This is a genomic window from Pseudomonas oryzagri, assembly GCF_020831405.1.
Taxonomy (GTDB): domain Bacteria; phylum Pseudomonadota; class Gammaproteobacteria; order Pseudomonadales; family Pseudomonadaceae; genus Geopseudomonas; species Geopseudomonas oryzagri.
Genome location: NZ_JAJHPU010000046.1, coordinates 51152 through 75211, shown reverse-complemented (window position 1 = coordinate 75211; position 24060 = coordinate 51152). Strand labels below are relative to the sequence as shown.

Sequence of the window (24060 nt, the reverse complement as noted above, 5' to 3'; positions counted from 1 at the left end):
TTGCGGCCATCTACGGCAAAAACCCGCGGCGCTGGACAGTCCCCCGGGTTTTCCGGCATATTCCCGCAACTTTTCTGCCCCCACCCCTGACAGGACTGCCCAAATGGCCACCTTCCTGGTGCTGCACGGCCCCAACCTGAACCTGCTGGGCACCCGCGAGCCGGGCGTCTACGGCGCCACCACGCTCGCCGACATCAACGCCGACCTGGAGGCCCGCGCCCGTGCCGCCGGCCACCACCTGCTGCACCTGCAGAGCAACGCCGAGTACGAACTGATCGAGCGCATCCACGCCGCGCGCGGCGAAGGCATCGACTTCATCATCATCAACCCGGCGGCTTTCACCCATACCAGCGTCGCGCTACGTGACGCGCTGCTGGCGGTGAGCATCCCATTCATCGAAGTTCACCTGTCGAACGTGCACAAACGCGAACCCTTCCGCCACCACTCCTACTTCTCGGACGTGGCGGTAGGCGTGATCTGCGGCCTCGGCGCCAGCGGCTACCGCCTGGCCCTGGAAGCCGCCATCGAACAACTGCAACGCCCCTGACCTCTTTTGGAGCGCCCTGATGGACATTCGTAAAGTCAAGAAACTGATCGAACTGCTGGAAGAGTCCGGTATCGACGAGCTGGAAATCTGCGAGGGCGAAGAGTCCGTACGCATCAGCCGCCACAGCAACAAGCAGCCGCAATACGCCGCCCAGCCGATCTACGCACCGGCCCCGGTCGCCGCTCCGGCTCCGGCCGCCGCCCCGGCCGCTGCCGCCGCTCCGGCTGCCGCGCCGGCCGCCGCCGCGCTGAGCGGCAACGTGGTGCGCTCGCCGATGGTCGGCACCTTCTATCGCGCCTCCTCGCCGGACGCCAAGCCGTTCGCCGAAGTCGGCCAGAGCGTCAAGAAGGGCGACATCCTGTGCATCGTCGAAGCGATGAAGATGATGAACCACATCGAGGCCGAAGCCAGCGGCACCATCGGCCAGGTTCTGGTGGAAAACGGCCATCCGGTTGAATTCGACCAGCCGCTGTTCACCATCGTCTGACACGCGGAGATCCTGCGATGTTGCAAAAAGTCCTGATTGCCAACCGCGGCGAGATCGCCCTGCGCGTACTGCGCGCCTGCAAGGAGCTGGGCATCAAGACCGTGGCGGTGCACTCGACTGCCGACCGCGATCTGATGCATGTCACGCTGGCCGATGAGTCTGTGTGTATCGGTCCGGCAGCCTCCGCCCAGTCCTACCTGAGCATCCCGGCGCTGATCGCCGCCGCCGAGGTCACCGGTGCCGACGGCATCCACCCCGGCTACGGCTTCCTCGCCGAGAACGCCGACTTCGCCGAGCAGGTGGAGAAATCCGGCTTCACCTTCATCGGCCCGACCGCCGACGTGATCCGCCTGATGGGCGACAAGGTCTCGGCCAAGAACGCCATGAAGAAAGCCGGCGTGCCGACCGTGCCGGGCTCCGACGGCCCGCTGCCGGAAGACGAGGAAGAAGCGCTGGCGATCGCCCGCGACGTGGGCTATCCGGTGATCATCAAGGCCGCCGGCGGCGGCGGTGGTCGCGGCATGCGCGTGGTGTACAAGGAAGAGGACCTGATCGCCTCGGCCAAGCTGACCCGCACCGAAGCCGGTGCCGCCTTCGGCAACCCGATGGTTTACCTGGAGAAATTCCTGGTCAACCCGCGCCACGTGGAAGTCCAGGTGCTGGCCGACGGCCAGGGCAACGCCATCCACCTCGGCGATCGCGACTGCTCGCTGCAGCGCCGTCACCAGAAGGTCATCGAGGAAGCGCCCGCTCCGCTGATCGACGAAGACGCCCGCCGCAAGGTCCAGGCCGACTGCGTGCAGGCCTGCATCGACATCGGCTACCGCGGTGCCGGCACCTTCGAGTTCCTCTATGAAGACGGTCGTTTCTACTTCATCGAGATGAACACCCGCGTGCAGGTCGAGCACCCGGTCACCGAAATGGTCACCGGCGTCGACATCGTCAAGGAGATGCTGCTGATCGGCGGCGGCCAGAAGCTGTCGTTCAAGCAGGAAGACGTGGTGATCCGCGGTCACGCCATCGAATGCCGGATCAACGCCGAAGACCCGCGCACCTTCATGCCGAGTCCGGGCAAGGTCAAGCACTTCCATGCCCCGGGCGGCAACGGCGTGCGTGTCGACTCGCACCTCTACGACGGCTACTCGGTACCGCCATACTACGATTCGCTGATCGGCAAGCTGATCACCTTCGGCGCCACCCGCGCCGAGGCCATGGGCCGCATGCGCAACGCCCTGGACGAGCTGATCGTCGACGGCATCAAGACCAACGCCCCGCTGCACCGCGACTTGACCCGCGATGCCGGCTTCTGCGAGGGTGGCGTCAACATCCACTACCTGGAAAAGAAACTGGGTATGGACAAGCACTGAGCCCCGGCTCGGCGCTGAACGCAGAGGCCGCCTTCGGGCGGCCTCTGTCGTTTCCGCCACCACGATCGTCGTAGGGTGGAAAACGACCGCAGGTCTTTTCCACCATCGGCGCACGATGCGTGGTGGAAAATCGCTGCGCGAGTTTTCCACCCTACCGCCCGGCACCTGCGGATGGCGTCATGCCACGCGCGGCGGTGCCCGCTGGCACAGCCTCCGCCCCTCCAGTAAGCTTGCCCGCCATTACCTGCCCATTCCCCAAGAGGCCTCCGCCATGCCCTGGCTGCAAGTCCGACTCGCCATCACCCCCCACCAGGCCGCCGTGCTGGAAGACCAGCTGCTGGAGCTGGGCGCGGTCTCGGTGACCTTCATGGACGCCGAGGACCAGCCGATCTTCGAACCGGACCTGGGCACCACCCCGCTGTGGACCCACACCCATCTGCTCGCCCTGTTCGAGGATGGCACCGACGCCGACGCGGTGCTCGCCCACCTGAAATTGCTGCGCGGCGGCGAGCTGCCCGAGTACCAGATCGAGCGCATCGAGGACCAGGACTGGGAGCGCAGCTGGATGGACAACTTCCAGCCGATGCGCTTCGGTCGCCGCCTGTGGATCGTGCCGAGCTGGCACGAGGCGCCCGAGCCCCATGCGGTCAACCTGCTGCTCGACCCCGGCCTGGCCTTCGGCACCGGCACCCACCCGACCACCGCGCTGTGCCTGGAGTGGCTGGACGGCCAGGAGCTGGCCGGCTGCAGCGTGCTCGACTTCGGCTGCGGCTCGGGCATCCTCGCCATCGCCGCGCTGCTGCTCGGCGCCCCGCAGGCGGTCGGCACCGACATCGACCCGCAGGCGCTGGAAGCCTCGCGCGACAACGCCGCGCGCAACGGCATCGATCCGGCGCGCTTCCCGGTCTATCTGCCGGCCGACCTGCCGCAGCAACCGGCCGAGGTGGTGGTCGCCAACATCCTCGCCGGCCCGCTGGTGCAGCTGGCGCCGACCATCACCGCGCTGGTCAAGCCGGGCGGCCGCCTGGCGCTGTCCGGCATCCTCGCCGAGCAGGCGGAGGAAGTGCGCGCCGCCTACGCCGGCGCCTTCGACCTCGACCCCACCGCCGAGAAGGACGGCTGGGTGCGCATCAGCGGCGTGCGTCGCCCCTGACCCGGCAGCGGCGAATGCGCGCCGTTTCGCATTCGCCGCCCGCGCGACCCGGGCCCCGCGCCGGGCGACTGCCGACGGCCGGTGCACTGCGCTAGAATGAGCTCCTGACCTGTTGCGGATTGCCCTTGCATGACCGAGTCGTTCGTCACCCAGTGCCCCCATTGCCAGACCCGCTTCCGCGTCACCCGCGCACAGCTCGGCATGGCCCGCGGCGCCGTGCGCTGCGGTGCCTGCATGCAGGTATTCAACGCCGCCGAACAGCTGGCCGAGCCAGCGGCCCAGGCGCCGACGGCCACGCCGGGCAGCGCCGCGCGCCAGCCGCTGCCGCCGGCCGCGCAGGCCGCGGTGCAGGACGCGGTCAAGGCCGCCGACGTGCGCGGCAGCCTGGCAGCGTCTACCGCCGCGCAGATCCCCACCCCCGCCAGTCCGGCCAGCGCCAGCGAAGCGCAGGCGGAAGCGCAGTCGGTCGCCGAGCTGCAACCGGCCGGCTACACGCCCGGGCCGCTGACGCCTGCGCCCGGCGCCGAGGAGACGCCCCCGGCGGCGCCCAAGGCCGAGCAGCCGCCGGCGACCGGCAAGCCGAGCGACGACGACATCCTGTGGATCCACGACGACCTCGACCTGGACAATCTGGATCTCGACCTCGACGACGAACTGGACAAGCTCGGCAGCGACGACTTCGAGCTGAGCAGCGAGTTCCGCGACTACCAGCCGCCCAGCTCGCCCTTCGCGCCGCCCGAGCCGACCCAGCGAGCCGATGACGAAAGCTGGGCCGAAGCCCTGCTCAACGAGCCGGCCCAGCCGCCGCGGACGCCCCGTGCGCAGGTCGCGCCGCCCAGCCGGGTGGTCGACGAGCCGCCGCTGGAGCGGGCCCGCAGCGACGAGGAATTCGCCGAACTCGACGACGACGCCGGCGAGGCCACCCGCCCCCTGCCCGGCCTGAGCGCCGAGCGCGACGAGCCGATCTCGGTCAGCGCCGCCGCCGCCAGCCTGGCCGCCGCCGGCGCCGCGGGCGCGGCCGCCCACCGCCACGCCGAGCCACGCCTGCGCGACGAGGGCCTTCTCAACCTGGCCGACGAGCCGCTGCAGCTCGACTGGCAGCCGCCGCCCCGCCCCAGCCCGGTGCGCCGCCTGCTGTGGCTGCTGCTGATCCTGCTGGCGCTGGCCGGCCTGGCCGCGCAGTACGTGTATTTCCATTTCGACGAGCTGGCCCGCCAGGAACGCCTGCGCCCCTGGCTCGAGCGCGGCTGCGCGCAGCTCGGCTGCCAGATGCCGCCGCGGGTCGACGTCAACCTGATCAAGAGCAGCAACCTGACGGTACGCAACCACCCCACCCATCCGGGCGCGCTGACCGTCGACGCGATCATCTACAACCGCGCCGAATTCGCCCAGCCGTTCCCGCTGCTCGAGCTGCGCTTCGAGGACCTCAACGGCCAGCCGCTGGCCAGCCGCCTGTTCAAGCCCAGCGAATACCTCGCCGGCGAACTGGCCGGTCGTCCGGACATGCCGCCGCAGACGCCGATCCACATCGCCCTGGAAATCATCAATCCCGGCACCCAGGCGACCAACTACAGCATCGGTTTCCAATCGCCGGACTAACAGCGGGTTCCGATTGTTCAAAAAACACTCAGAACAATCTTTATCCAGGCGTCGAGAGCGGGTATCATCGCCACCCTTTTCCAGCAGCTGATTTGCCCCTGCGGCAGGGATAACCCATGTCGGTGGTACGCATCGGCCCCTACACCCTTCCCAATCGCGTGATCCTGGCCCCCATGGCCGGCGTCACCGATCGCCCGTTCCGCCAGCTCTGTCGCCGCCTCGGCGCCGGCCTGGTGGTGGCCGAAATGCTCACCAGCGACGTGCGCCTGTGGCACAGCCGCAAGTCGCGCCTGCGCATGCTCCACGACGGCGACCCCGAGCCGCGCTCGGTGCAGATCGCCGGCGGCGACCCGCAGATGCTCGCCGAGGCGGCGCGCCGCAACGTCGAGCTGGGCGCGCAGATCATCGATATCAACATGGGCTGCCCGGCCAAGAAGGTGTGCAACAAGGCCGCCGGCTCCGCGCTGATGAAGGACGAGCAACTGGTCGGCGCGATCCTCGACGCCGTGGTCGCCGCCGTCGACGTGCCGGTGACCCTGAAGATCCGCACCGGCTGGGACCGCGACAACAGGAACGGCGTGACCGTCGCGCGCATCGCCGAGCAGGCCGGCATCGCCGCCCTCTCCGTGCACGGCCGCACCCGCGCCGACCTGTACACCGGCGAGGCCGAGTACGCCACCATCGCCGCGATCCGCGAAGCGGTCAGCCTGCCGCTGTTCGCCAACGGCGACATCGACTCCCCGCACAAGGCCCGCGCCGTGCTCGACGCCACCGGCGCCGACGCGGTGATGATCGGCCGCGCCGCCCAGGGGCGGCCGTGGATCTTCCGCGAGATCGACCATTTCCTGGCTACCGGCACGCTGCTGCCGGCGCCCGCGCTCGAGGAAGTCGAGCGCATCCTCCTGGGCCACCTGGCCGACCTGCATGCCTTCTATGGCAGCGAGATGGGCGTGCGCATCGCCCGCAAGCACGTCGGCTGGTACCTGGCGACCCTGCCCGGCGCCGGCGACTTCCGAACCGATTTCAACCGCCTGGACTGCCCCGACGCCCAGCACGAGCAGGTGCGCGGCTTCTTCGCCAGACAGCGGGACATCTGCAGAGGGACGGCCGCATGACGCCCTTGACCAAGAATATTGTGAGTGGAACGACAGCCGTGAGCGACTACGCCAACCTGAAACAGCACCTCATCGCCCCCAGCGAGGAGCGGCAGACCCTGCGCGACAGCGTGGAGCAGGCCCTGCACAACTACTTCGCCCACCTCGACGGCCAGCCGGTCACCGATGTCTACAATCTGGTGCTCTCGGAAGTGGAGGCGCCGCTGCTGGAGACCGTGATGCGCTATGTGAAAGGCAACCAGACCAAGGCCTCCGAGCTGCTCGGCCTGAACCGCGGGACCCTGCGCAAGAAACTCAAGCAGTACGACCTGCTCTGATTCCCAACCAGCCGCCGGAGGCTGGAGACCGCGCCGCACGCACCCTCCGCGCCGCCGTCTCCAGCCTTCTGTCTTTAACGATTCACCTTCGACGGATGCACCCATGACCGACCAGACCACCCGCCTTCCCGTCCGCCGCGCGCTGATCAGCGTGTCCGACAAGACCGGCGTCGTCGACTTCGCCCGCGAACTCGCCGCCCTCGGCGTCGAGATCCTCTCCACCGGCGGCACCTTCAAGCTGCTGCGCGACAACGGCGTCAACGCCGTGGAAGTGGCCGACTACACCGGCTTCCCGGAGATGATGGACGGCCGGGTGAAGACCCTGCATCCGAAGATCCACGGCGGCATCCTCGGCCGTCGCGACCTCGACGGCGCGGTGATGGAGCAGCACGGCATCAACCCGATCGACCTGGTCGCGGTCAACCTCTACCCGTTCGCCGCCACCGTGGCCAAGCCGGGCTGCACCCTGCCGGACGCCATCGAGAACATCGATATCGGCGGCCCGACCATGGTCCGCAGCGCGGCCAAGAACCACAAGGATGTCGCCATCGTGGTCAACGCCTCCGACTACACCGGCATCGTCGCCTCGCTGAAGACCGGCGGCCTGACCTACGCGCAGCGCTTCGACCTGGCCCTCAAGGCCTTCGAGCACACCGCCGCCTACGACGGCATGATCGCCAACTACCTGGGCACCGTCGATCAGCAGGCCGAGACCCTGTCCACCGAAGGCCGCAGCGAATTCCCGCGTACCTTCAACAGCCAGTTCATCAAGGCGCAGGACATGCGCTACGGCGAGAACCCGCACCAGAACGCGGCCTTCTACGTCGAGGCCAACCCGGCCGAGGCCAGCATCGCCACCGCCAAGCAGCTGCAGGGCAAGGAGCTGTCCTACAACAACGTGGCCGATACCGACGCCGCGCTGGAGTGCGTGAAGAGCTTCGTCAAGCCGGCCTGCGTGATCGTCAAGCACGCCAACCCGTGCGGCGTCGCCGTGGTGCCGGAAGCCGACGGCGGCATCCGCAAGGCCTACGACCTGGCCTACGCCACCGACACCGAGTCGGCCTTCGGCGGCATCATCGCCTTCAACCGCGAGCTGGACGGCGAGACCGCCCGCGCCATCGTCGAGCGCCAGTTCGTCGAAGTGATCATCGCCCCGAGCGTATCCGCCGAGGCCCGCGAAGTGGTCGCCGCCAAGGCCAACGTGCGCCTGCTCGAGTGCGGCCAGTGGCCGGCCGAGCGCGTCAACGGTCTGGACTACAAGCGCGTCAACGGCGGCCTGCTGGTGCAGAGCCGCGACATCGGCATGATCACCGAGGCCGACCTCAAGGTGGTCACCCAGCGCGCGCCGAGCGAGCAGGAAATCCACGACCTGATCTTCGCCTGGAAGGTGGCCAAGTTCGTCAAGTCCAACGCCATCGTGTATGCGAAGAACCGCCAGACCGTCGGCGTCGGCGCCGGCCAGATGAGCCGCGTCAACTCCGCGCGTATCGCCGCGATCAAGGCCGAGCACGCCGGCCTGCAGGTCGCTGGCGCGGTGATGGCCTCGGACGCCTTCTTCCCGTTCCGCGACGGCATCGACAACGCCGCCAAGGCCGGCATTACCGCGGTGATCCAGCCGGGCGGCTCGATGCGCGACGCCGAAGTCATTGCTGCCGCTGATGAGGCCGGCATCGCGATGGTGTTCACCGGCATGCGCCACTTCCGTCACTAAGCACTGATCGTACCCACGCTCCGCGTGGGCACGCCGCCTGGGGACGCTCCGCGTCCCCCGGTCTCGGACGCCGGGCGTCCACAGCGACATTCCCACGCAGAGCGGGGAACAGTCACAGATTCCGTAGGGTGGAAAACCGCGCAGTGTTTTCCACCGAGGGGCCCCAGGCCCACTCCTCAGGAGAGCAACATGAACGTACTGATCATCGGCAGCGGCGGCCGCGAGCACGCCCTGGCCTGGAAGGTGGCGCAGGATCCGCGCGTCGCCAAGGTGTTCGTCGCCCCCGGCAACGCCGGCACCGCGACCGAAACCAAGTGCGAGAACGTCGCCATCGACGTGCTGGCCATCGAGCAGCTGGCCGACTTCGCCGAGAAGAACGTGCAGCTGACCATCGTCGGCCCGGAAGCCCCGCTGGTGAAGGGCGTGGTCGACCTGTTCCGCAGCCGCAACCTGGCCATCTTCGGCCCGACCGCCGCCGCCGCCCAGCTGGAAGGCTCCAAGGCCTTCACCAAGGACTTCCTGGCCCGCCAGAATATCCCCACCGCCGCCTACCAGAACTTCACCGAAGTCGAGCCGGCGCTGGCCTACCTGCGCGAGCAGGGCGCACCGATCGTGGTGAAGGCCGACGGCCTGGCCGCCGGCAAGGGCGTGATCGTCGCCATGACCCTGGCCGAAGCCGAGGAAGCGGTGCGCGACATGCTGTCCGGCAACGCCTTCGGCGACGCCGGCGCGCGCGTGGTGATCGAGGAATTCCTCGACGGCGAGGAAGCCTCGTTCATCGTCATGGTCGACGGCGCCAACGTGCTGCCGATGGCCACCAGCCAGGATCACAAGCGCGTCGGCGACGGCGACAGTGGCCCGAACACCGGCGGCATGGGCGCCTACTCGCCGGCCCCGGTGGTCACCCCGGCGGTACACCAGCGGGTGATGGACGAGATCATCTACCCGACCGTGCGCGGCATGGCGGCCGAAGGCAACGTCTACACCGGCTTCCTGTACGCCGGCCTGATGATCGACAAGAGCGGCGCGCCCAAGGTCATCGAGTTCAACTGCCGCTTCGGCGACCCGGAAACCCAGCCGATCATGGTGCGTCTGGAGAGTTCGCTGGTGCTGCTGGTCGAGGCCGCGCTGGCCAAGGCGCTGGACAAGGTCGAGGCGACCTGGGATCCGCGGCCGACCGTCGGCGTGGTGCTGGCCGCCGGCGGCTACCCGGGCGACTACGCCAAGGGCGACGTCATCGAGGGCCTGGAGGAAGCGGCGAAGATCGACGGCAAGGTGTTCCACGCCGGCACCGCGCTGAAGGACGGCCAGATCGTCACCGCCGGCGGTCGCGTGCTGTGCGCCACCGCCATCGGTGCCAGCGTGGCCGACGCCCAGCAGCAGGCCTACCGCCTGGCCGAGCAGATCCGCTGGAACGGCATGTTCTACCGCCACGACATCGGCTACCGCGCCATCGCCCGCGAACGCGGCGAGGGCTGACGCCCTGCGCCTGGCCCCGCTACGGCGGGGTCGGCGCCTCTCGCTCCGGCACCGCCGGTCGGATCCCAGCGAATTTCCCTTCCACTTGTCGCCTGTTTTCAGGCAGCAATCTCGTTCCGCGCGTACCTCCCCCTATAATAATCGGTCCACCTCACCCAGATAGGGATGCCTGAACGTGCGTTGGTCCCGGATTGCCATCACCCTGGTGGCCAGCCTGTTGCTGGCGCTGCCCGCTGCCGTGCCGCCGCTTCTCGCCCACGTCCCCGCCGCCCACGCCTGGCTGCCGGCGTCCCTCACGCCCGCTCTCGCGCTCGGAGCCCTCGGCGGCGCGTTGCTGGTGTTGGCGCTCTACCACCTGCTGTACTTCTGCGACGCCCGCGAGCGCCCCAACCTGCTGCTCGGCCTGCTGGCCGGCCTGCCGCTGCTGCTCGGCCTGAGCGGCATCTGGCCAGCCCTGCCGGACTCGATCAACGCCGCCCTGCTCGGCGTCAGCCTGGTCGCCCTGTTCAACGCCACCCTGATCCTCTGCGAACGCCAGGCCCAACACAGCAATGCCCGGGTCAATGCCAGCCAGGCCGAGGCCGCCAGCCGCGCTGAGCTGGAGGGCAAGGCCAAGTTCCTCGCCCGCATCAGCCACGAGATCCGCACGCCGATGAACGGCGTGCTGGGCATGACCGAGCTGCTCCTCGACACCCCGCTGTCGGCCAAGCAGCGCGACTACGTGCAGACCATCCACAGCGCCGGCAACGAGCTGCTGCTGCTGATCAACGAGATCCTCGACATTTCTGCCCTGGAATCCGGCGAGATCGAGCTGGAGCACGTGCAGTTCGACCTCCACGCGCTGGTCGACGAGTGCCTGGAGATCTTCCGCGCCCGCGCCGAACAGCAGGGCGTCGAGCTGATCGGCTTCATCCAGCCGCAGGTGCCGCGCACCGTCAGCGGCGACCCGGCGCGCCTGCGCCAGACCCTGCTCAACCTGCTCGACCACGCCTTCCGCCACACCGACGAGGGCGAGGTGATGCTGATCGCCGCGCTGGATCGCGAGCAGTCCCAGCCGCGCCTGCGCCTGGCCGTGCAGGACAGCGGCCGGCCGCTGAGCGCCACCGATCGCGCCGAACTGCAGGACGGCCGCCTGCTCAGCCGCGACTATCTCGAACAGACCCACCCCGACGGCCGCCTCGGCCTGCTGATCAGTCGCGAGCTGATCGGCATGATGCGCGGCGAGTTCGGCATCGAGAGCGGCAACCAGCAGGGCAATACCCTGTGGATCACCCTGCCGCTGGACAGCGCCAGCCTGGCCCCGGTGCCCTTCCCGGCAGAGCTGCAGCTGCGCGAGGCGCGGGTGCTGGTGGTCGACGACAACGAAACCTGCCGCAAGGTGCTGCTGCAGCAGTGTTCGAGCTGGGGCCTGCAGGTCAGCAGCGCCGCCTCCGGCGCCGAGGCGCTGGCCCTGCTGCGCACCAAGGCCAACCTGCACGAATACTTCGACGCGGTACTGCTCGACTACGACATGCCGACCATGAACGGCCTGCAGCTGGCCGCGCGGATCAAGGCCGATCCCTTCATCAACCACGACCTGCTGCTGGTCATGCTCGGCGGCCAGAGCCAGGCGCCCAGCAAGCTGGTGGCGCGCAACGCCGGTATCAGCCGGATTCTCGCCAAGCCGGTGGCCGGCTACACCCTCAAGGCCACCCTCGCCGAGGAACTCGGTCGCAGCCGCCGTCCGCCCACCCCGGGCAGCCAGCGCCTGCCGCCGGCGCTGGACGTGCCGGCCGGCTTCCGCGTGCTGGTGGCCGAGGACAACAGCATCTCGACCAAGGTGATCCAGGGCATGCTCGGCAAGCTCGACCTGGTGCCCGACCTGGTCAGCAACGGCCGCGACGCGCTGCGCGCGATGCAGGAAAAGCACTACGACCTGGTGCTGATGGACTGCGAGATGCCGGTGCTCGACGGCTTCCACGCCACCGAGCAGCTGCGGGCCTGGGAGGCCGCCAGCCAGCAGCCGCGCACGCCGGTGGTGGCGATGACCGCGCACATCCTCGAGGAGCACAAGGAGCGCGCCCAGCAGGTCGGCATGGACGGTCACGTCGCCAAGCCGGTCGAGCTGTCCCAGCTGCGCGCGCTGGTCGAACACTGGATCGCCCACAAGGAACAGCGCAGCCGCGCCCTCCCGCAGGTCTGAGTCGGTACGCGCGGCTCAGTCGACCAGGCGCAGCGTCCCTCTCATCAGGGGGGTGTGGCCGGGGAAGGAGCAGAAGAACAGGTACTGCTGGCCAGCCTCGAGCAGGCTGACCGGGAAGGTCACCGAGGTCGACTCGCCGCCGCCGATCACCGCTGTGGCGGCCAGCACCCGCGCATCGCCCGGCCGCGTGAAGCTGTGCGCCAGACCGCCGACCAGGCCGGCGGTGGCCACCGCCTGCTGGTCGCGGGCGCGCGCCAGCACCCAGTTGTGCCCCATCAGGGTCTTTTCCAGCGTACCGGTATGCTGCAGGTTGACAGTGAATTCCTGGCAACTGCGGCTGACTTCAATGGCATGCACATTGAAGGCGATCCGGTCGTTGGCCTCGATATCGACGCTGCATTCTTCCGCCCACAACGGCGGACCGAACAGGACCAACAGGCCGGCGACCAGGATATGACGACTCACGGAAAGGGCTTCCTCGGCGATGGCGACTGATGTCCCCAGCAGACCGCCGCCTGCGCGACCAAGTTCCCGCCGGCGGTCGACTATGCTGCCCATAGAAGGATTCTAGCGGCGCCCGGCCGTTCGCGGCGGGACAATGGCGCCGGAGTACCCACGGGAGGGCACGACCATGACCATGCACGATTTCCTCGACTGCCTGTTCGCCGCCTGGGCCGACTACGCCGGAGCGATGTGCGGCGCCAGCGCCGACTAGTAAGCCCGCTTCCGCCTGTGCCCGTGGCCAGGGAGGCAGCCGCCGGCGGGTGGGCGCGCGGGGCTCAGTCGCCGCGCGCGGCGAGCGGATCGATCAGCCCGGCGACGCAGGCCATGCCGACCAGGTCGGTCAGTCGCTCGGCCTGCATGCGCTTCATCACCCGGGCGCGATACAGGTCGACGGTCTTCACGCTGATGGCCAGCTGCTCGGCGATCTCGCGGCTGGTGTAGCCCTGCACCAGCGGCAGCAGCACGTCGCGTTCGCGCGGGGTGAGGCTGTCCAGCCGCGCGCGCAGCGCCGCCGCACCGCCCTCGCGGGCCAACCGCTCGGCATGCCGGCGCAGCGCCTGCTGCACGCTGTCGAGCAGTTGCTGTTCGTTGCACGGCTTCTCGAGGAAGTCGCAGGCCCCCGACTTGAAGGCGCGCACCACGATCGGCACGTCGGCATGGCCGCTGACGAAGATCACCGGCAGCTCCAGGCCGCGCGCGCGCAGCTCCTCCTGCACGTTCAGCCCGCCCATGCCCGGCATGCGCACGTCGAGCAGCACGCAGGCCGGCCGCGACGGGTCGCAGGCGGCCAGAAAGTCCCGCCCGTTGGTGAACGGCAACGCCTTGAGCCCCACCGACTCGAGCAGCCATACGGTCGAATCGAGCATGCCCTGGTCGTCGTCGACCACGTACACCAGCTGTTCCTGCGCCACCGCCATCCCTCACTCCTGTTGTTCTTGTTGCGCCGCCTCGCCGCGTCCGGCCAGCGGCAGGCAGCAGCTCAGCCGCAGCCCCTCGGCCTGGCGGCTGGCGCCCAGCTCGCCGCCGAAGCCCTCGACGATCGACCGGCTCATCGACAGCCCCAGGCCCAGGCCCTCGGCCTTGCTGGTGTAGAAGGGCGTGAAGATCTGCTCCAGCTCCACCTCGCCGACCCCCGGCCCCTGATCCTCGACGCCGATGCACAGGCGCTGGCCGCCGCTCTCCAGACCGGCGTCCAGGCGGATGCGCGAGGGCGCGCCGGGATGCGCCTCGCGGTTGGCGTCGATGGCGTTGCGCAGCAGGTTGAGCAGCACCTGTTCGAGCAGCACGCGGTCGGCGTACACCGGCGGCAGATTGTCCGGCAGATCGTCGAGGATCGCCACCTGCGCCTGCGCCGCCTCCCAGGCGCACAGGCGCACCGCCTCGCGCGCCACCGTCGCGAGGTCGAGCGCCTGCAGGCGCCGCTGGCCCTTGCGCAGGAAGGCGCGCAGGCGGCGGATCACCTCGGCGGCGTGGTTGGCGTGGGCGGTGATCCGCTCCAGGCCCTGGGCGACGCGCGCCAGCGCCTGCGGATTGTCCGCCGCGCCCTGCAGGTAGCGCTGGCTGGCGCTGGCGTAGTTGACCACCGCGGCCAGCGGCTGGTTGATCTCGTGGGCGATCCCCGAGGCCAGCTCGCCCATGCTGACCAGCCGTGCGGTATGCGCCAGCTCGTCCTGGTGACGGCGCAGCTGGGTCTCGCGCAGCTCGCGCTCGGTCATGTCGCGCGCCACCAGCGAGAAGTAGCGGCCGCCGTCGGCGCCGGCATGCGCCAGCAGCACCAGCGACACCGGCAGCGAGACCTCACTCTCCGGCGCGTGCAGGCGCATGTCGCTGCGCCATACGCCGCTGCGCTCGGCGCAGGCCAGGCCGTCGTCGAGCAGCCGCGCCAGCTCGGCGGGCTCGAGCAGCGCGGCCAAAGGCGGCGCCGCCTCCTCGGCCAGGCCCAGGGTGCGCCGCGCCGCCTGGTTGAGGTAGGTGAGGTTGCCGGCGCGGTCGATGAACAGCACCAGGTCGGTGGTCGCCTCGATCACCTCGGCCAGGCGCCGGCGCGCCTCCTCGCCGCGCACCCGCGCGGTGATGTCGCGCGACACGCTGACGATCTCCACCACGCTGCCGGTGTAGGTCTCGCGGATCGCCCGCGAGGCGGTTTCGAACCACAGGTAGCGGCCGTCGCGGTGACGCAGGCGGTAGGTCATGGTGTGGTAGCCGAGGCGCTCGAGCTGCTCGCGCGCCTGGCGCATCTGGCCGAGGTCGTCGGCATGCAGCAGTTCGCGCACGCGCAGCCCGCGCAGTTGCTCCGGCCAGTAGCCGAGCAGGGTCCAGGAGGCCGGCGAGGCGTCGAGGAAACGACCGTCCGGGGTGTGCCGGGAGATCAGGTCGGTGGTGTTCTCGGTGATCACCCGGTACAGGCGGCGCGCCTGCGCCGCCTCGCGCTCGCCGCGCAGCTGCTCGCTGGCGTCGCGGCCACGGGCCAGCACACGGCCCTCTTCGCCGGGGATGAACTGCCAGAGCAGGCTGCGCCCGCCGACCTCGGCGGCCACCGGCCCCACGGCGCGGTGCTGGCGGCGACAGGCCTGCACCAGCTGGCGGTGGTTGACCGGCAGCAGCGCCAGCGGCGCGGCCAGCGCGCAGTCGTGCTGCAGGCGGTGGGCGGCGCGGTTGAGATCGAGCAGGGCGCCGCCGGCATCGAGCAACAGGCTCGGCGCATCGTCGGCCTGCAGCAGCGGCGCCGCCGGCACCGGCCGGCGCGCCAGGCCCAGCAGCGCGCCGAGCAGCTCGCCGAGCCAGCCGGCCAGTCCCGGCGCGACGCCCTCGGCGAGCACCAGCAGCAGCAGGCCGGGCTCGCCGGAGGCGAGTTCCAGGGCCAGGGCCACGCCGTCGTGGATGCCGGCGCGGCGCAGGCGGCCGGCCAGCCAGCAGGGCAGCACGCGCAAGTCCGCGACGCTCAGCTCGCCGCGCGCCGCCAGGGCGGTGAACAGCGCGGCATCGCTGGCCTGCGCCGGATCGCCGGCGCCCGGCGGCAGGCGGCGGGCGCTGCCCAGTTCGGCGTAGGTGCCGGCCGCCGGCTGCCAGGCCAGGTAGTAGGCCTGCGCCACTTCCGGGCGCGCCTGCGCCAGACGCAGCAGGGCGTCGGCCAGTTCGTCGCGCGCCACCGCCGCGCCGGTCAGGCGCAACAGTTCGCGCAATTCGCGCGGCAGATCCGCCGGCCGGGGGTCCGTCTGCGCCATCTTTTCTGGCCTCTCCAACTGATATGGTAGTTATACTATATTAGATTAGATAAAAACCTATACACATTTCCGCAGAACCGATCTATGCTCGAGACAAGTCACCACAAGGACGTGGTGCCGCAGGTCGTCGATCCGGCCGCGCCGCATCGATGAGCGAACAAGAACAGAGCTAACAATCAGCCAGCGGATATTGCCATGTCGATCTACGAGCAGGGCCTTGCGCCCGCACCCGTGAACCACCTCGCCCTCACCCCGCTCAGCTTCATCGAGCGCACCGCCAGCATCTATCCCGACCGTCTCGCCGTGATCCACGGCGCCATCCGCCGCGACTGGCGCGAAACCTACCGACGCTGCCGGCGCCTGGCCTCGGCGCTGGCCGGCCGCGGCATCGGCCAGGGCGACACCGTGGCGGTGATGCTGCCCAACATCCCCGCCATGCTCGAGGCGCACTTCGGCGTGCCGATGATCGGCGCGGTACTCAACACCCTCAACGTGCGCCTGGACGCCGAAGCCATCGCCTTCATGCTGCAGCACGGCGAGGCCAAGGTGCTGATCGCCGACCGCGAGTTCCACCAGGTGGTGCACGCCGCGGTGGGCATGCTCGGCCGGCCGATCCTGGTGGTCGACGTCGACGACCCGGAGTACGGCGAGGGCGAGGCGGTCAGCGAACTCGACTACGAGGCGCTGCTCGCCGAGGGCGATCCGGAGTTCGCCTGGCAGTGGCCGGCGGACGAGTGGCAGGCGATCAGCCTCAACTACACCTCCGGCACCACCGGCAACCCCAAGGGCGTGGTCTACCACCACCGCGGCGCCTTCCTCAACGCCATGGGCAACCAGATGACCTGGGCGATGGGCCACCACCCGGTGTACCTGTGGACCCTGCCGATGTTCCACTGCAACGGCTGGTGCTATCCCTGGACCATCACCGCGCTGGCCGGCGCCCACGTGTTCCTGCGCCGGGTCGACCCGCAGAAGATCCTCACCCTGATCCGCGAGCACCGCGTCACCCACCTGTGCGGCGCGCCCATCGTGCTCAACGCGCTGGTCAACATGCCCGACTCGGCCAAGGCGGCCATCGACCATCCGGTCAACGCCATGGTCGCCGGCGCCGCGCCGCCGGCCAAGGTGATCGGCGCGGTGGAGGAGATGGGCATCAGGGTCACCCACGTCTACGGCCTCACCGAGGTCTACGGCCCGGTCACCGTTTGCGCCTGGCACGAGGAGTGGGACGCCCTGCCGCTCGACGAGCGGGCGCGCATCAAGGCGCGCCAGGGCGTGCGCTACCCGACCCTGGAGGGGGTGATGGTCGGCGATCCGAAGACCCTCGAGCCGGTGCCGCGCGACGGCGAGACCCTCGGCGAGATCTTCATGCGCGGCAACACGGTGATGAAGGGCTACCTGAAGAACCCGAGCGCCACCAGCGATGCCTTCGAGGGCGGCTGGTTCCACACCGGCGACCTGGCCGTGTGCCACCCGGACGGCTACGTGGAGATCAAGGACCGCCTCAAGGACATCATCATCTCCGGCGGCGAGAACATCTCGACCATCGAGGTGGAGGGCGTGCTGTACCGCCACCCGGCGGTGCTGGAGGCCGCCGTGGTGGCCCGCCCGGACGAGAAGTGGGGCGAGACGCCGTGCGCCTTCGTCACCCTCAAGCACGGCCACCAGGCCAGCCAGGCGGAGATCGTCGCCTTCTGCCGCGAACACCTGGCGCACTTCAAGGTGCCCAAGACCGTGGTGTTCGACGCCCTGCCGAAGACCTCCACCGGCAAGATCCAGAAGTACGTGCTGCGCGACTGGGCACGGGCGCTCTAGCCCCACGCTCTTCCCCAAGGATGACGGCGCCCGGCCTGCCGGGCGTCACGGCGCGGCGGCGCTCACGTACCGCCGCGGGGTACGGCTACAACAACAATTCGGAGCCCGATCATGGACCTCAGCGTTTCCCGTCATGCCCAGAACTACGACCACATCCGCAACAATCCCAAGTTCCACCAGCTGGCGCAGAGCCGTTCGCGCCTGGCCTGGTCGCTGAGCGCCGCGGTGCTCGGCGTCTACTTCCTGTTCATGGCCACCGTGGCCTTCGCGCCGGCCTGGCTGCACCAGCCGCTCGCCGAGGGCAGCCCGCTGAGCGTCGGCCTGCCGATCGGCGCGGCGGTGATCCTGTTCTCCTGGCTGCTCACCGGCTGGTACGTGCGCTGCGCCAATACCCGCTTCGACGCCCTGAGCGCCGAACTCGTGCAGGAGAGCCGCCAATGAAGCGCCCGAACCTCGCCACCCTGACCCTCGGCGCCCTCGCCCTGCTGCCCGCCGCCGCCTTCGCCGGTCCGGCGGTCGCCGCCGCCGAGAAGCAGCCGCTCAACCTGCACGCCATCGGCATGTTCCTGGTGTTCGTCCTCGCCACCCTGGCGATCACCTGGTGGGCCGCGCGGCAGACCCGCTCCACCTCCGACTTCTACACCGCCGGCGGCGGCATCAGCGGCTTCCAGAACGGCCTGGCGATCGCCGGCGACTACATGTCGGCCGCCACCCTGCTCGGCCTGTCCAGCCTGATGTTCGCCAAGGGCTACGACGGCTTCGTCTACACCGTGGCGTTCTTCGTCGGCTGGCCGCTGATCACCTTCCTGATGGCCGAGCGGCTGCGCAACCTGGGCCGCTACACCTTCGCCGACATCGTCTCCTATCGCCTCGACCAGACGCGCATCCGCACCTTCGCCGCGTTCGGCTCGCTGACCGTGGTGTGCTGCTACCTGGTGGTGCAGATGGTCGGCGCCGGCCAGCTGATCAAGCTGCTGTTCGGCCTCGACTATCCGGTGGCGGTGATGGTGGTCGGCGCGCTGATGCTGGTCTACGTGATCTTCGGCGGCATGATCGCCACCACCTGGGTGCAGATCATCAAGGCCGTGCTGCTGCTCGCCGGCGGCACCACCCTGGCGCTGCTGGCGATGGCCGAGTTCGGCTTCAGCTACTCGACGCTGGCCTCCCGCGCCGTCGACACCCACGCCATCGGCAAGGCGATCATGGGCCCGGGCAGCATGCTCGCCGACCCGTTCAACGCCGCCTCGATGTCGCTCGGCCTGGTGTTCGGCATCGCCGGCCTGCCGCACATCCTGATGCGCTTCTTCACCGTGCCCAACGCCAAGGAGGCGCGCAAGTCGGTGTTCTTCGCCACCGGCTTCATCGGCTTCTTCTTCCTGGTGGTCGCCACCCTGGGCTTCGCCGCCATCGTCATCGTCGGCAGCGACCCGCAGTACTTCGTCGGCGGCGACACCAAGGGCGCGCTGATCGGCGGCGGCAACATGGTGGCCATGCACCTGGCCAAGGCGGTCGGCGGCAACCTGTTCCTCGGCTTCCTCTCCGCGGTGGCCTTCGCCACCATCCTCGCCGTGGTTTCCGGCCTGGCCCTGGCCGGCGCCTCGGCGATCTCCCACGACCTGTACGCCACCGTGCTGAAGAAGGGTAAGGCCAGCGAGAAGGACGAGATGCGCGTGACCCGCTTGGCCACCGTGGGCCTGGGCATCGTCGCCATCCTGCTCGGCATCCTGTTCGAGAAGCAGAACGTCGCCTTCCTGGTCGGCCTGACCTTCGGCGTCGCCGCCTCGACCAACTTCCCGGTGCTGATCATGGCCATGTATTGGAAGGGCCTGACCACCCGCGGCGCGCTGTGCGGCGGCATCGCCGGCCTGGTCAGCGCCATGCTGCTGGTGATCCTCTCGCCGGCGGTGTGGGTCACCGTGCTGGGCCACGCCAAGGCGATCTTCCCCTACGACCATCCGGCGCTGATCTCCATGCCGCTGGCCTTCCTGGTCATAGTGGTCGTCTCCAAGCTCGACCGCAGCGCCCGCGCCGCGCGCGAGCAGGCGGCCTTCGACGACCAGTTCGTACGCGCGCAGACCGGCCTCGGCTCGGCCGCCGCGCTCGCCCACTGACTACCGTACTGGCGGCCCGGCCATTCTTCTGGATGGCCGGGGCCGCACGAACCACCCGGCGCCCCGGCGCCCGATCCACGAGGTTTGACATGCCCGAGTTCAACGCCCCGCTGCGCGACATGCGCTTCGTCCTCCACGAGGTCTTCCAGGCCCCGGCCCTGTGGGCACGCCTGCCGGCGCTCCGCGAGACCATCGACGGCGACATCGCCGACGCCATCCTCGAGGAGGCCGCCAAGGTCACCGGCAGCCTACTCGCCCCGCTCAACCGCAGCGGCGACGAGGAAGGTGCGCGCTTCGACAACGGCGCGGTCAGCACCCCGGCCGGCTTCCAGGCGGCCTACGCCACCTACGTCGCGGGCGGCTGGGTCGGCCTGTCCGGCAACCCGGCCTACGGCGGCCTGGGCATGCCCAAGATGCTCGCCGTGCAGTTCGAGGAGATGCTCTACGCGGCGGGCTCGAGCTTCGCCCTGTATTCCGCGCTGACCTCCGGCGCCTGCCTGGCCATCGACGCCCACGCCAGCGAGGAGCTGAAGACCACCTACCTGCCGCGCCTATACAGCGGCGAGTGGGCCGGCACCATGTGCCTGACCGAGGCCCACTCCGGCAGCGACCTCGGCCTGCTGCGCTCGCGCGCCGAGCCGCAGCCCGACGGCAGCTACGCGATCAGCGGCAGCAAGATCTTCATCACCGGCGGCGAGCAGGATCTGACCGCCAATATCGTCCACCTGGTGCTGGCCCGCCTGCCCGACGCGCCGGCCGGCTCGCGCGGCATTTCGCTGTTCCTGGTGCCCAAGTTCCTGGTCAATGGCGACGGTTCGCTCGGCGCGCGCAACGCCGTGTCCTGCGGCTCCATCGAGCACAAGATGGGCATCAAGGCTTCCGCCACCTGCGTGATGAACTTCGACGGCGCCACCGGCTACCTGGTCGGCGAGCCCAACCGCGGCCTCGCCGCGATGTTCACCATGATGAACTACGAGCGCCTGTCGATCGGCATCCAGGGCATCGGCTGCGCCGAGGCCTCCTACCAGAGCGCCGTGGCCTACGCCCGCGAGCGCCTGCAGGGCCGCGCCCCGCAAGGTCCGCAGCAGCCGGAAAAAAGCGCCGACCCGATCATCGCCCACCCCGACGTGCGGCGCATGCTGCTGACCATCAAGGCGCTCACCGAGGGCGGCCGCGCCTTCGCCACCTGGGTCGGCCAGCAGCTCGACCTGGCCAAGTTCGCCGTCGACGCCGCCGAGCGCGAACGCGCCGAGGCCCTGGTCGCCCTGCTCACCCCGGTGGCCAAGGCATTCTTCACCGACACCGGCCTGGAGAGCTGCGTGCACGGCCAGCAGGTGTTCGGCGGCCACGGCTACATCCGCGAGTGGGGCCAGGAGCAGCTGGTGCGCGACGTGCGCATCGCGCAGATCTACGAGGGCACCAACGGCATCCAGGCGCTCGATTTGCTCGGCCGCAAGGTGCTCGGCAACCAGCGCGCCAGCCTGCGCCTGTTTGCCGCCGAGATCCGCGCCTTCGTCGACAGCCCGGCCGGCAGCGCCCAGCCCTACGCCAGCGAGCTGCTCGCCGCCCTCGAACGCCTGGAGAGCGTCAGCGCCTGGCTGGAACAGCAGGCCGCCGCGAATCCGGCCGAAGTCGGCGCCGCCGCGGTCGACTACCTGCATCTGTTCGGCTATGTCGCCTACGCCTACATGTGGGCGCGCATGGCCAGCGTCGCCACCCTCAAGCGCGCCGGCGACGAAGCCTTCTACGCCGGCAAGCTGGCCTCCGCGCAGTTCTACTTCCGCAAGCTGCTGCCGCGCATCCACAGCCTGGAGGCGAGCATCCGCGCCGGCAGCGCGCCGCTGTACGGCCTCGCCGACGCGCAGTTCTGAGTCCGTTTGACGCGGCGGTCCGCTCCACGGTCGCCGCGTCTTTTTTCTGCTGCGGGCCGCCCGGGGCCGGAGTAGCCTTGGCGGTCTCGTCCCGACAAGAACAACAAGGATTCGACCATGCGTACCCTGACCACCCTGTCCGGCAACAGTCAGAAGCTCGACGGCGGCGCCATGTTCGGCAACGCGCCGCGCGCCCTGTGGGAGCGCTGGATGCCGGCCGACGAACTGCACCGCATCGACCTCGGCTGCCGCGCCCTGCTGGTGCGCGAGGACGAGCGCAACATCCTGGTGGAAGCCGGCATCGGCGCCTTCTTCAGCCCGGAACTGAAGGAGCGTTACGGCGTCCAGGAAGACCGCCACGTGCTGCTCGACAGCCTGGCCGCCCAGGGCCTCTCCGACGCCGACATCGACGTGGTGGTGCTCACCCACCTGCACTTCGACCACGCCGGCGGCCTGCTCGCGCCCTGGCAGGAAGGCCAGCCGCCGCGCCTGCTGTTCCCCAACGCGCGTTTCGTCACCGGCCGCCGCCAGTGGCAGCGCGCGATGGCGCCGCACGCCCGCGACCGCGCCTCGTACATCCCCGAATTGCTCGAACTGCTCGAAGCCAGCGGCCGCCTGGAGCTGCTCGGCGACGGCGAAACCTCACCAACCCTCGGTGCCGACTGGCGCTTTCACGTCAGCGACGGCCACACCCCCGGCCAGTTCCTCCCCGAGGTCGCCATGCCCGGCGGCCCCGTGCTGTTCGCCGGCGACCTGATCCCCGGTGCGCCCTGGGTGCACCTGCCGATCACCATGGGCTACGACCGCTTCCCGGAAGGCCTGATCGAGGAGAAGACCGCGCTGCTCGACGACCTGCTGGCGCGCAATGGCCGACTGGTGTTCACCCATGATCCCAAGGTGGCGATGGGCCGGGTGAGCCGCGACGCCAAGGGCAGGTTCGGGTTGAGCGAGAGTTGCGGGGAGGTGGTGGGCCTCGCGGAGTGAGGAGCCGCCGGGCGCGGGTGAGCGCAGCGCTGGCGCCGGCGGAGAAGGCTGTGAAGCGCGTCACCCTTCCGGGCTCCCACAGCCGACGCCCTGAGGGTTAAATGAAGCGGTGCGGGATACCGGATGTCCCGCACCGGCCCGTGCAGGAGCGTGGGCCGGTCACCGCAAAGGAACCTGCCCGATGCCTCTCATCGCCCTGCTCGGCCGCTTCACCCTCGCCTACCTTTTCCTGCTGTTCGCCATCGCCCTCGGCATGCACCTGCTCGGCATGCAGAGCAACTCCGGCACCAATAGCGCGGCCTTGATGGGCGCCGTCATCTGGGCCTGCCTGGCGTTCGCGAAGAAAAACGGCCGTTATCTCACCCCTCCGGAACAGCGCTCGATCTTCGTCGGCATGCTGACCGTCGATCTGCTGCTGCAGTCGAGCATCGTCCTGCTGGCCAGCGCCAGCTCGCCGCCTTCGTTCGGCGCGGTCTTTCTTGCCCTCGCCCTGGTCGGCGGTCTGCATGCGCTGGCCATCTGGTTGATGATCGGGACTGCCGGCCGGCAATACGCCAAGGAAGCGGCCAGAGCGCAACGGGCCTGATCCCGGCCGGCGCCGCCGACCCGGTCGGCCGTTCAATTCCCGCCCCTGATCCCCAGCCCGATTCCCAGTTCGGCGGCGATCGACAACGGCAACAGCAGGGTATCCAGCAGCGCGCTGGCCGGCAGGTCGAGGGCGGGATGCTTCGGCGCCTCGGCGCCGAAATGGTCGAGCGGGCAGCAGCCGCCCTTGAGGCTGTACCAGTCCAGCCGGGTGCCGGAGTAGATCAGCGGCGCGCCGGGCTGGGCGGCGTCGAGGGTGCGCACGCTGGCGCAGCCGGCGAGCAGCAGCGGCGCCAGCAGCAGGATTGCAGAGACGAATCTGCTCGCCTTCGCGCCGAAGCAGACGAAGGGAGGCGTCCCTGCCGGCTCACTCATCGGGACTCACCCGGTGGTGCTCGCCCCAGCGCGGCAGCATGTCCTGGGGGATGCCCAGCAGGTTGAGGATGCGCGCCACCACGAAGTCGACCAGGTCGTCGATGGTCTGCGGCTGATGGTAGAAGCCCGGCGCGGCGGGCAGGATCACCGCGCCCAGGTTAGACAGCTTGAGCATGTTCTCCAGGTGGATGCTGGAGAACGGCGCCTCGCGCGGCACCAGGATCAGCTGGCGGCGCTCCTTGAGGGCGACGTCGGCGGCGCGCTCGATCAGGTTGTTGCAGGCTCCCGTGGCGATGGCCGACAACGAGCCGGTCGAGCACGGCACCACCACCATGGCCGCCGGCGCGCTGGAGCCGGAGGCCGGCGGCGCCATCCAGTCCTGCTCGCCGAACACCCGCACCTGGCCGGGCGCGGCGCCGGTGTACTCGGTGAGGAAGGCCTGGATCGCCCGCGGCTTGGCCGGCAGGGCGACGTCGGTCTCGGTGGCGACCACCAGCTGTGCCGCCTTCGAGATCAGGAAGTGCACCTCGCGCTCCTCCTGCACCAGGCAGTCGAGCAGGCGCAGGCCGTACTGGGCGCCGGAGGCGCCGGTCATGGCCAGGGTGATGCGTTCCGGTCCGGACATCGCGCTCTC

The 24060-nt window shown here is 69.7% G+C and carries 20 protein-coding genes and 1 pseudogene; 16 read left to right on the top strand and 5 right to left on the bottom strand.

Annotated features, from left to right (window positions below; all coding sequences use genetic code 11):
* The first annotated feature begins 103 nt into the window (after nt 1-103).
* From aroQ to LMJ29_RS20625, 10 genes and pseudogenes are all read left to right on the top strand, one after another.
* Nucleotides 104-547 (top strand): type II 3-dehydroquinate dehydratase, encoded by a 444-nt coding sequence (gene aroQ, locus LMJ29_RS20670; protein WP_090350005.1) that lies wholly within the window; start codon nt 104-106, stop codon nt 545-547.
* Between the two features lie 19 nt (nt 548-566).
* On the top strand, nt 567-1034 hold the full coding sequence (accB, locus tag LMJ29_RS20665) for an acetyl-CoA carboxylase biotin carboxyl carrier protein (RefSeq protein WP_229607412.1): 468 nt from the start codon (nt 567-569) through the stop codon (nt 1032-1034).
* A 17-nt stretch (nt 1035-1051) separates the two neighbouring features.
* On the top strand, nt 1052-2401 hold the full coding sequence (gene accC / locus LMJ29_RS20660; RefSeq protein ID WP_229607411.1) for an acetyl-CoA carboxylase biotin carboxylase subunit: 1350 nt from the start codon (nt 1052-1054) through the stop codon (nt 2399-2401).
* Between the two features lie 271 nt (nt 2402-2672).
* Nucleotides 2673-3554 (top strand): 50S ribosomal protein L11 methyltransferase, encoded by an 882-nt coding sequence (prmA, locus tag LMJ29_RS20655; RefSeq protein WP_229607410.1) that lies wholly within the window; start codon nt 2673-2675, stop codon nt 3552-3554.
* A gap of 129 nt (nt 3555-3683) precedes the next feature.
* Complete coding sequence (locus LMJ29_RS20650; protein WP_229607409.1) at nt 3684-5153, top strand: DUF3426 domain-containing protein; 1470 nt, start codon at nt 3684-3686, stop codon at nt 5151-5153.
* A 116-nt stretch (nt 5154-5269) separates the two neighbouring features.
* On the top strand, nt 5270-6268 hold the full coding sequence (dusB, locus tag LMJ29_RS20645; RefSeq protein ID WP_229607408.1) for a tRNA dihydrouridine synthase DusB: 999 nt from the start codon (nt 5270-5272) through the stop codon (nt 6266-6268).
* A complete protein-coding gene (fis, locus tag LMJ29_RS20640) occupies nt 6265-6585 on the top strand; it encodes a DNA-binding transcriptional regulator Fis (RefSeq protein WP_229607407.1) in 321 nt (106 codons plus the stop codon). Before dusB ends, fis begins: the two co-directional genes overlap by 4 nt.
* A 103-nt stretch (nt 6586-6688) precedes the next feature.
* Nucleotides 6689-8296, top strand: a complete 1608-nt coding sequence (purH, locus tag LMJ29_RS20635; RefSeq protein WP_229607406.1) for a bifunctional phosphoribosylaminoimidazolecarboxamide formyltransferase/IMP cyclohydrolase — start codon at nt 6689-6691, stop codon at nt 8294-8296.
* Between the two features lie 189 nt (nt 8297-8485).
* Nucleotides 8486-9775, top strand: a complete 1290-nt coding sequence (purD, locus tag LMJ29_RS20630; RefSeq protein ID WP_229607405.1) for a phosphoribosylamine--glycine ligase — start codon at nt 8486-8488, stop codon at nt 9773-9775.
* A 280-nt stretch (nt 9776-10055) separates the two neighbouring features.
* A pseudogene (locus LMJ29_RS20625) lies at nt 10056-11957 on the top strand (response regulator); the annotation flags it as partial.
* A 15-nt stretch (nt 11958-11972) separates the two neighbouring features.
* Here LMJ29_RS20625 and azu read toward each other — a convergent pair.
* The 3 genes from azu to LMJ29_RS20610 all read right to left on the bottom strand — a co-directional run bounded on the left by azu (nt 11973) and on the right by LMJ29_RS20610 (nt 15685).
* A complete protein-coding gene (azu, locus tag LMJ29_RS20620; protein ID WP_229607404.1) occupies nt 11973-12422 on the bottom strand; it encodes an azurin in 450 nt (149 codons plus the stop codon).
* A 314-nt stretch (nt 12423-12736) separates the two neighbouring features.
* Nucleotides 12737-13378, bottom strand: a complete 642-nt coding sequence (locus LMJ29_RS20615) for a response regulator transcription factor (protein ID WP_229607403.1) — start codon at nt 13376-13378, stop codon at nt 12737-12739.
* 3 nt (nt 13379-13381) lie between these two features.
* Complete coding sequence (locus tag LMJ29_RS20610) at nt 13382-15685, bottom strand: PAS domain-containing sensor histidine kinase (RefSeq protein ID WP_319942237.1); 2304 nt, start codon at nt 15683-15685, stop codon at nt 13382-13384.
* Between the two features lie 195 nt (nt 15686-15880).
* Between LMJ29_RS20610 and LMJ29_RS20605 the strand changes: the two genes are divergently transcribed.
* The 6 genes from LMJ29_RS20605 (at nt 15881) to LMJ29_RS20580 (ending at nt 23052) form a co-directional block, all read left to right on the top strand.
* Complete coding sequence (locus LMJ29_RS20605) at nt 15881-17500, top strand: acyl-CoA synthetase (RefSeq protein WP_229607402.1); 1620 nt, start codon at nt 15881-15883, stop codon at nt 17498-17500.
* Between the two features lie 111 nt (nt 17501-17611).
* Nucleotides 17612-17941, top strand: coding sequence for a DUF485 domain-containing protein (locus LMJ29_RS20600; protein WP_229607401.1), 330 nt, complete (start codon nt 17612-17614; stop codon nt 17939-17941).
* On the top strand, nt 17938-19611 hold the full coding sequence (locus LMJ29_RS20595; RefSeq protein WP_229607400.1) for a cation acetate symporter: 1674 nt from the start codon (nt 17938-17940) through the stop codon (nt 19609-19611). Before LMJ29_RS20600 ends, LMJ29_RS20595 begins: the two co-directional genes overlap by 4 nt.
* 89 nt (nt 19612-19700) lie before the next feature.
* Nucleotides 19701-21482 (top strand): acyl-CoA dehydrogenase C-terminal domain-containing protein, encoded by a 1782-nt coding sequence (locus tag LMJ29_RS20590; protein ID WP_229607399.1) that lies wholly within the window; start codon nt 19701-19703, stop codon nt 21480-21482.
* Between the two features lie 117 nt (nt 21483-21599).
* The gene (locus LMJ29_RS20585) at nt 21600-22466 is read left to right on the top strand and encodes an MBL fold metallo-hydrolase (RefSeq protein ID WP_229607398.1); all 867 of its coding nucleotides are present in this window, start codon (nt 21600-21602) and stop codon (nt 22464-22466) included.
* A gap of 181 nt (nt 22467-22647) precedes the next feature.
* On the top strand, nt 22648-23052 hold the full coding sequence (locus LMJ29_RS20580) for an ABZJ_00895 family protein (protein ID WP_229607397.1): 405 nt from the start codon (nt 22648-22650) through the stop codon (nt 23050-23052).
* Between the two features lie 32 nt (nt 23053-23084).
* Here LMJ29_RS20580 and LMJ29_RS20575 read toward each other — a convergent pair whose 3' ends face one another.
* Together LMJ29_RS20575 and ubiX are read right to left on the bottom strand one after the other, a co-directional pair.
* Nucleotides 23085-23426, bottom strand: a complete 342-nt coding sequence (locus LMJ29_RS20575) for a YceK/YidQ family lipoprotein (RefSeq protein ID WP_229607396.1) — start codon at nt 23424-23426, stop codon at nt 23085-23087.
* Nucleotides 23419-24051 (bottom strand): flavin prenyltransferase UbiX, encoded by a 633-nt coding sequence (gene ubiX, locus LMJ29_RS20570; RefSeq protein ID WP_229607395.1) that lies wholly within the window; start codon nt 24049-24051, stop codon nt 23419-23421. Before ubiX ends, LMJ29_RS20575 begins: the two co-directional genes overlap by 8 nt.
* Between the last annotated feature and the right edge of the window lie 9 nt (nt 24052-24060).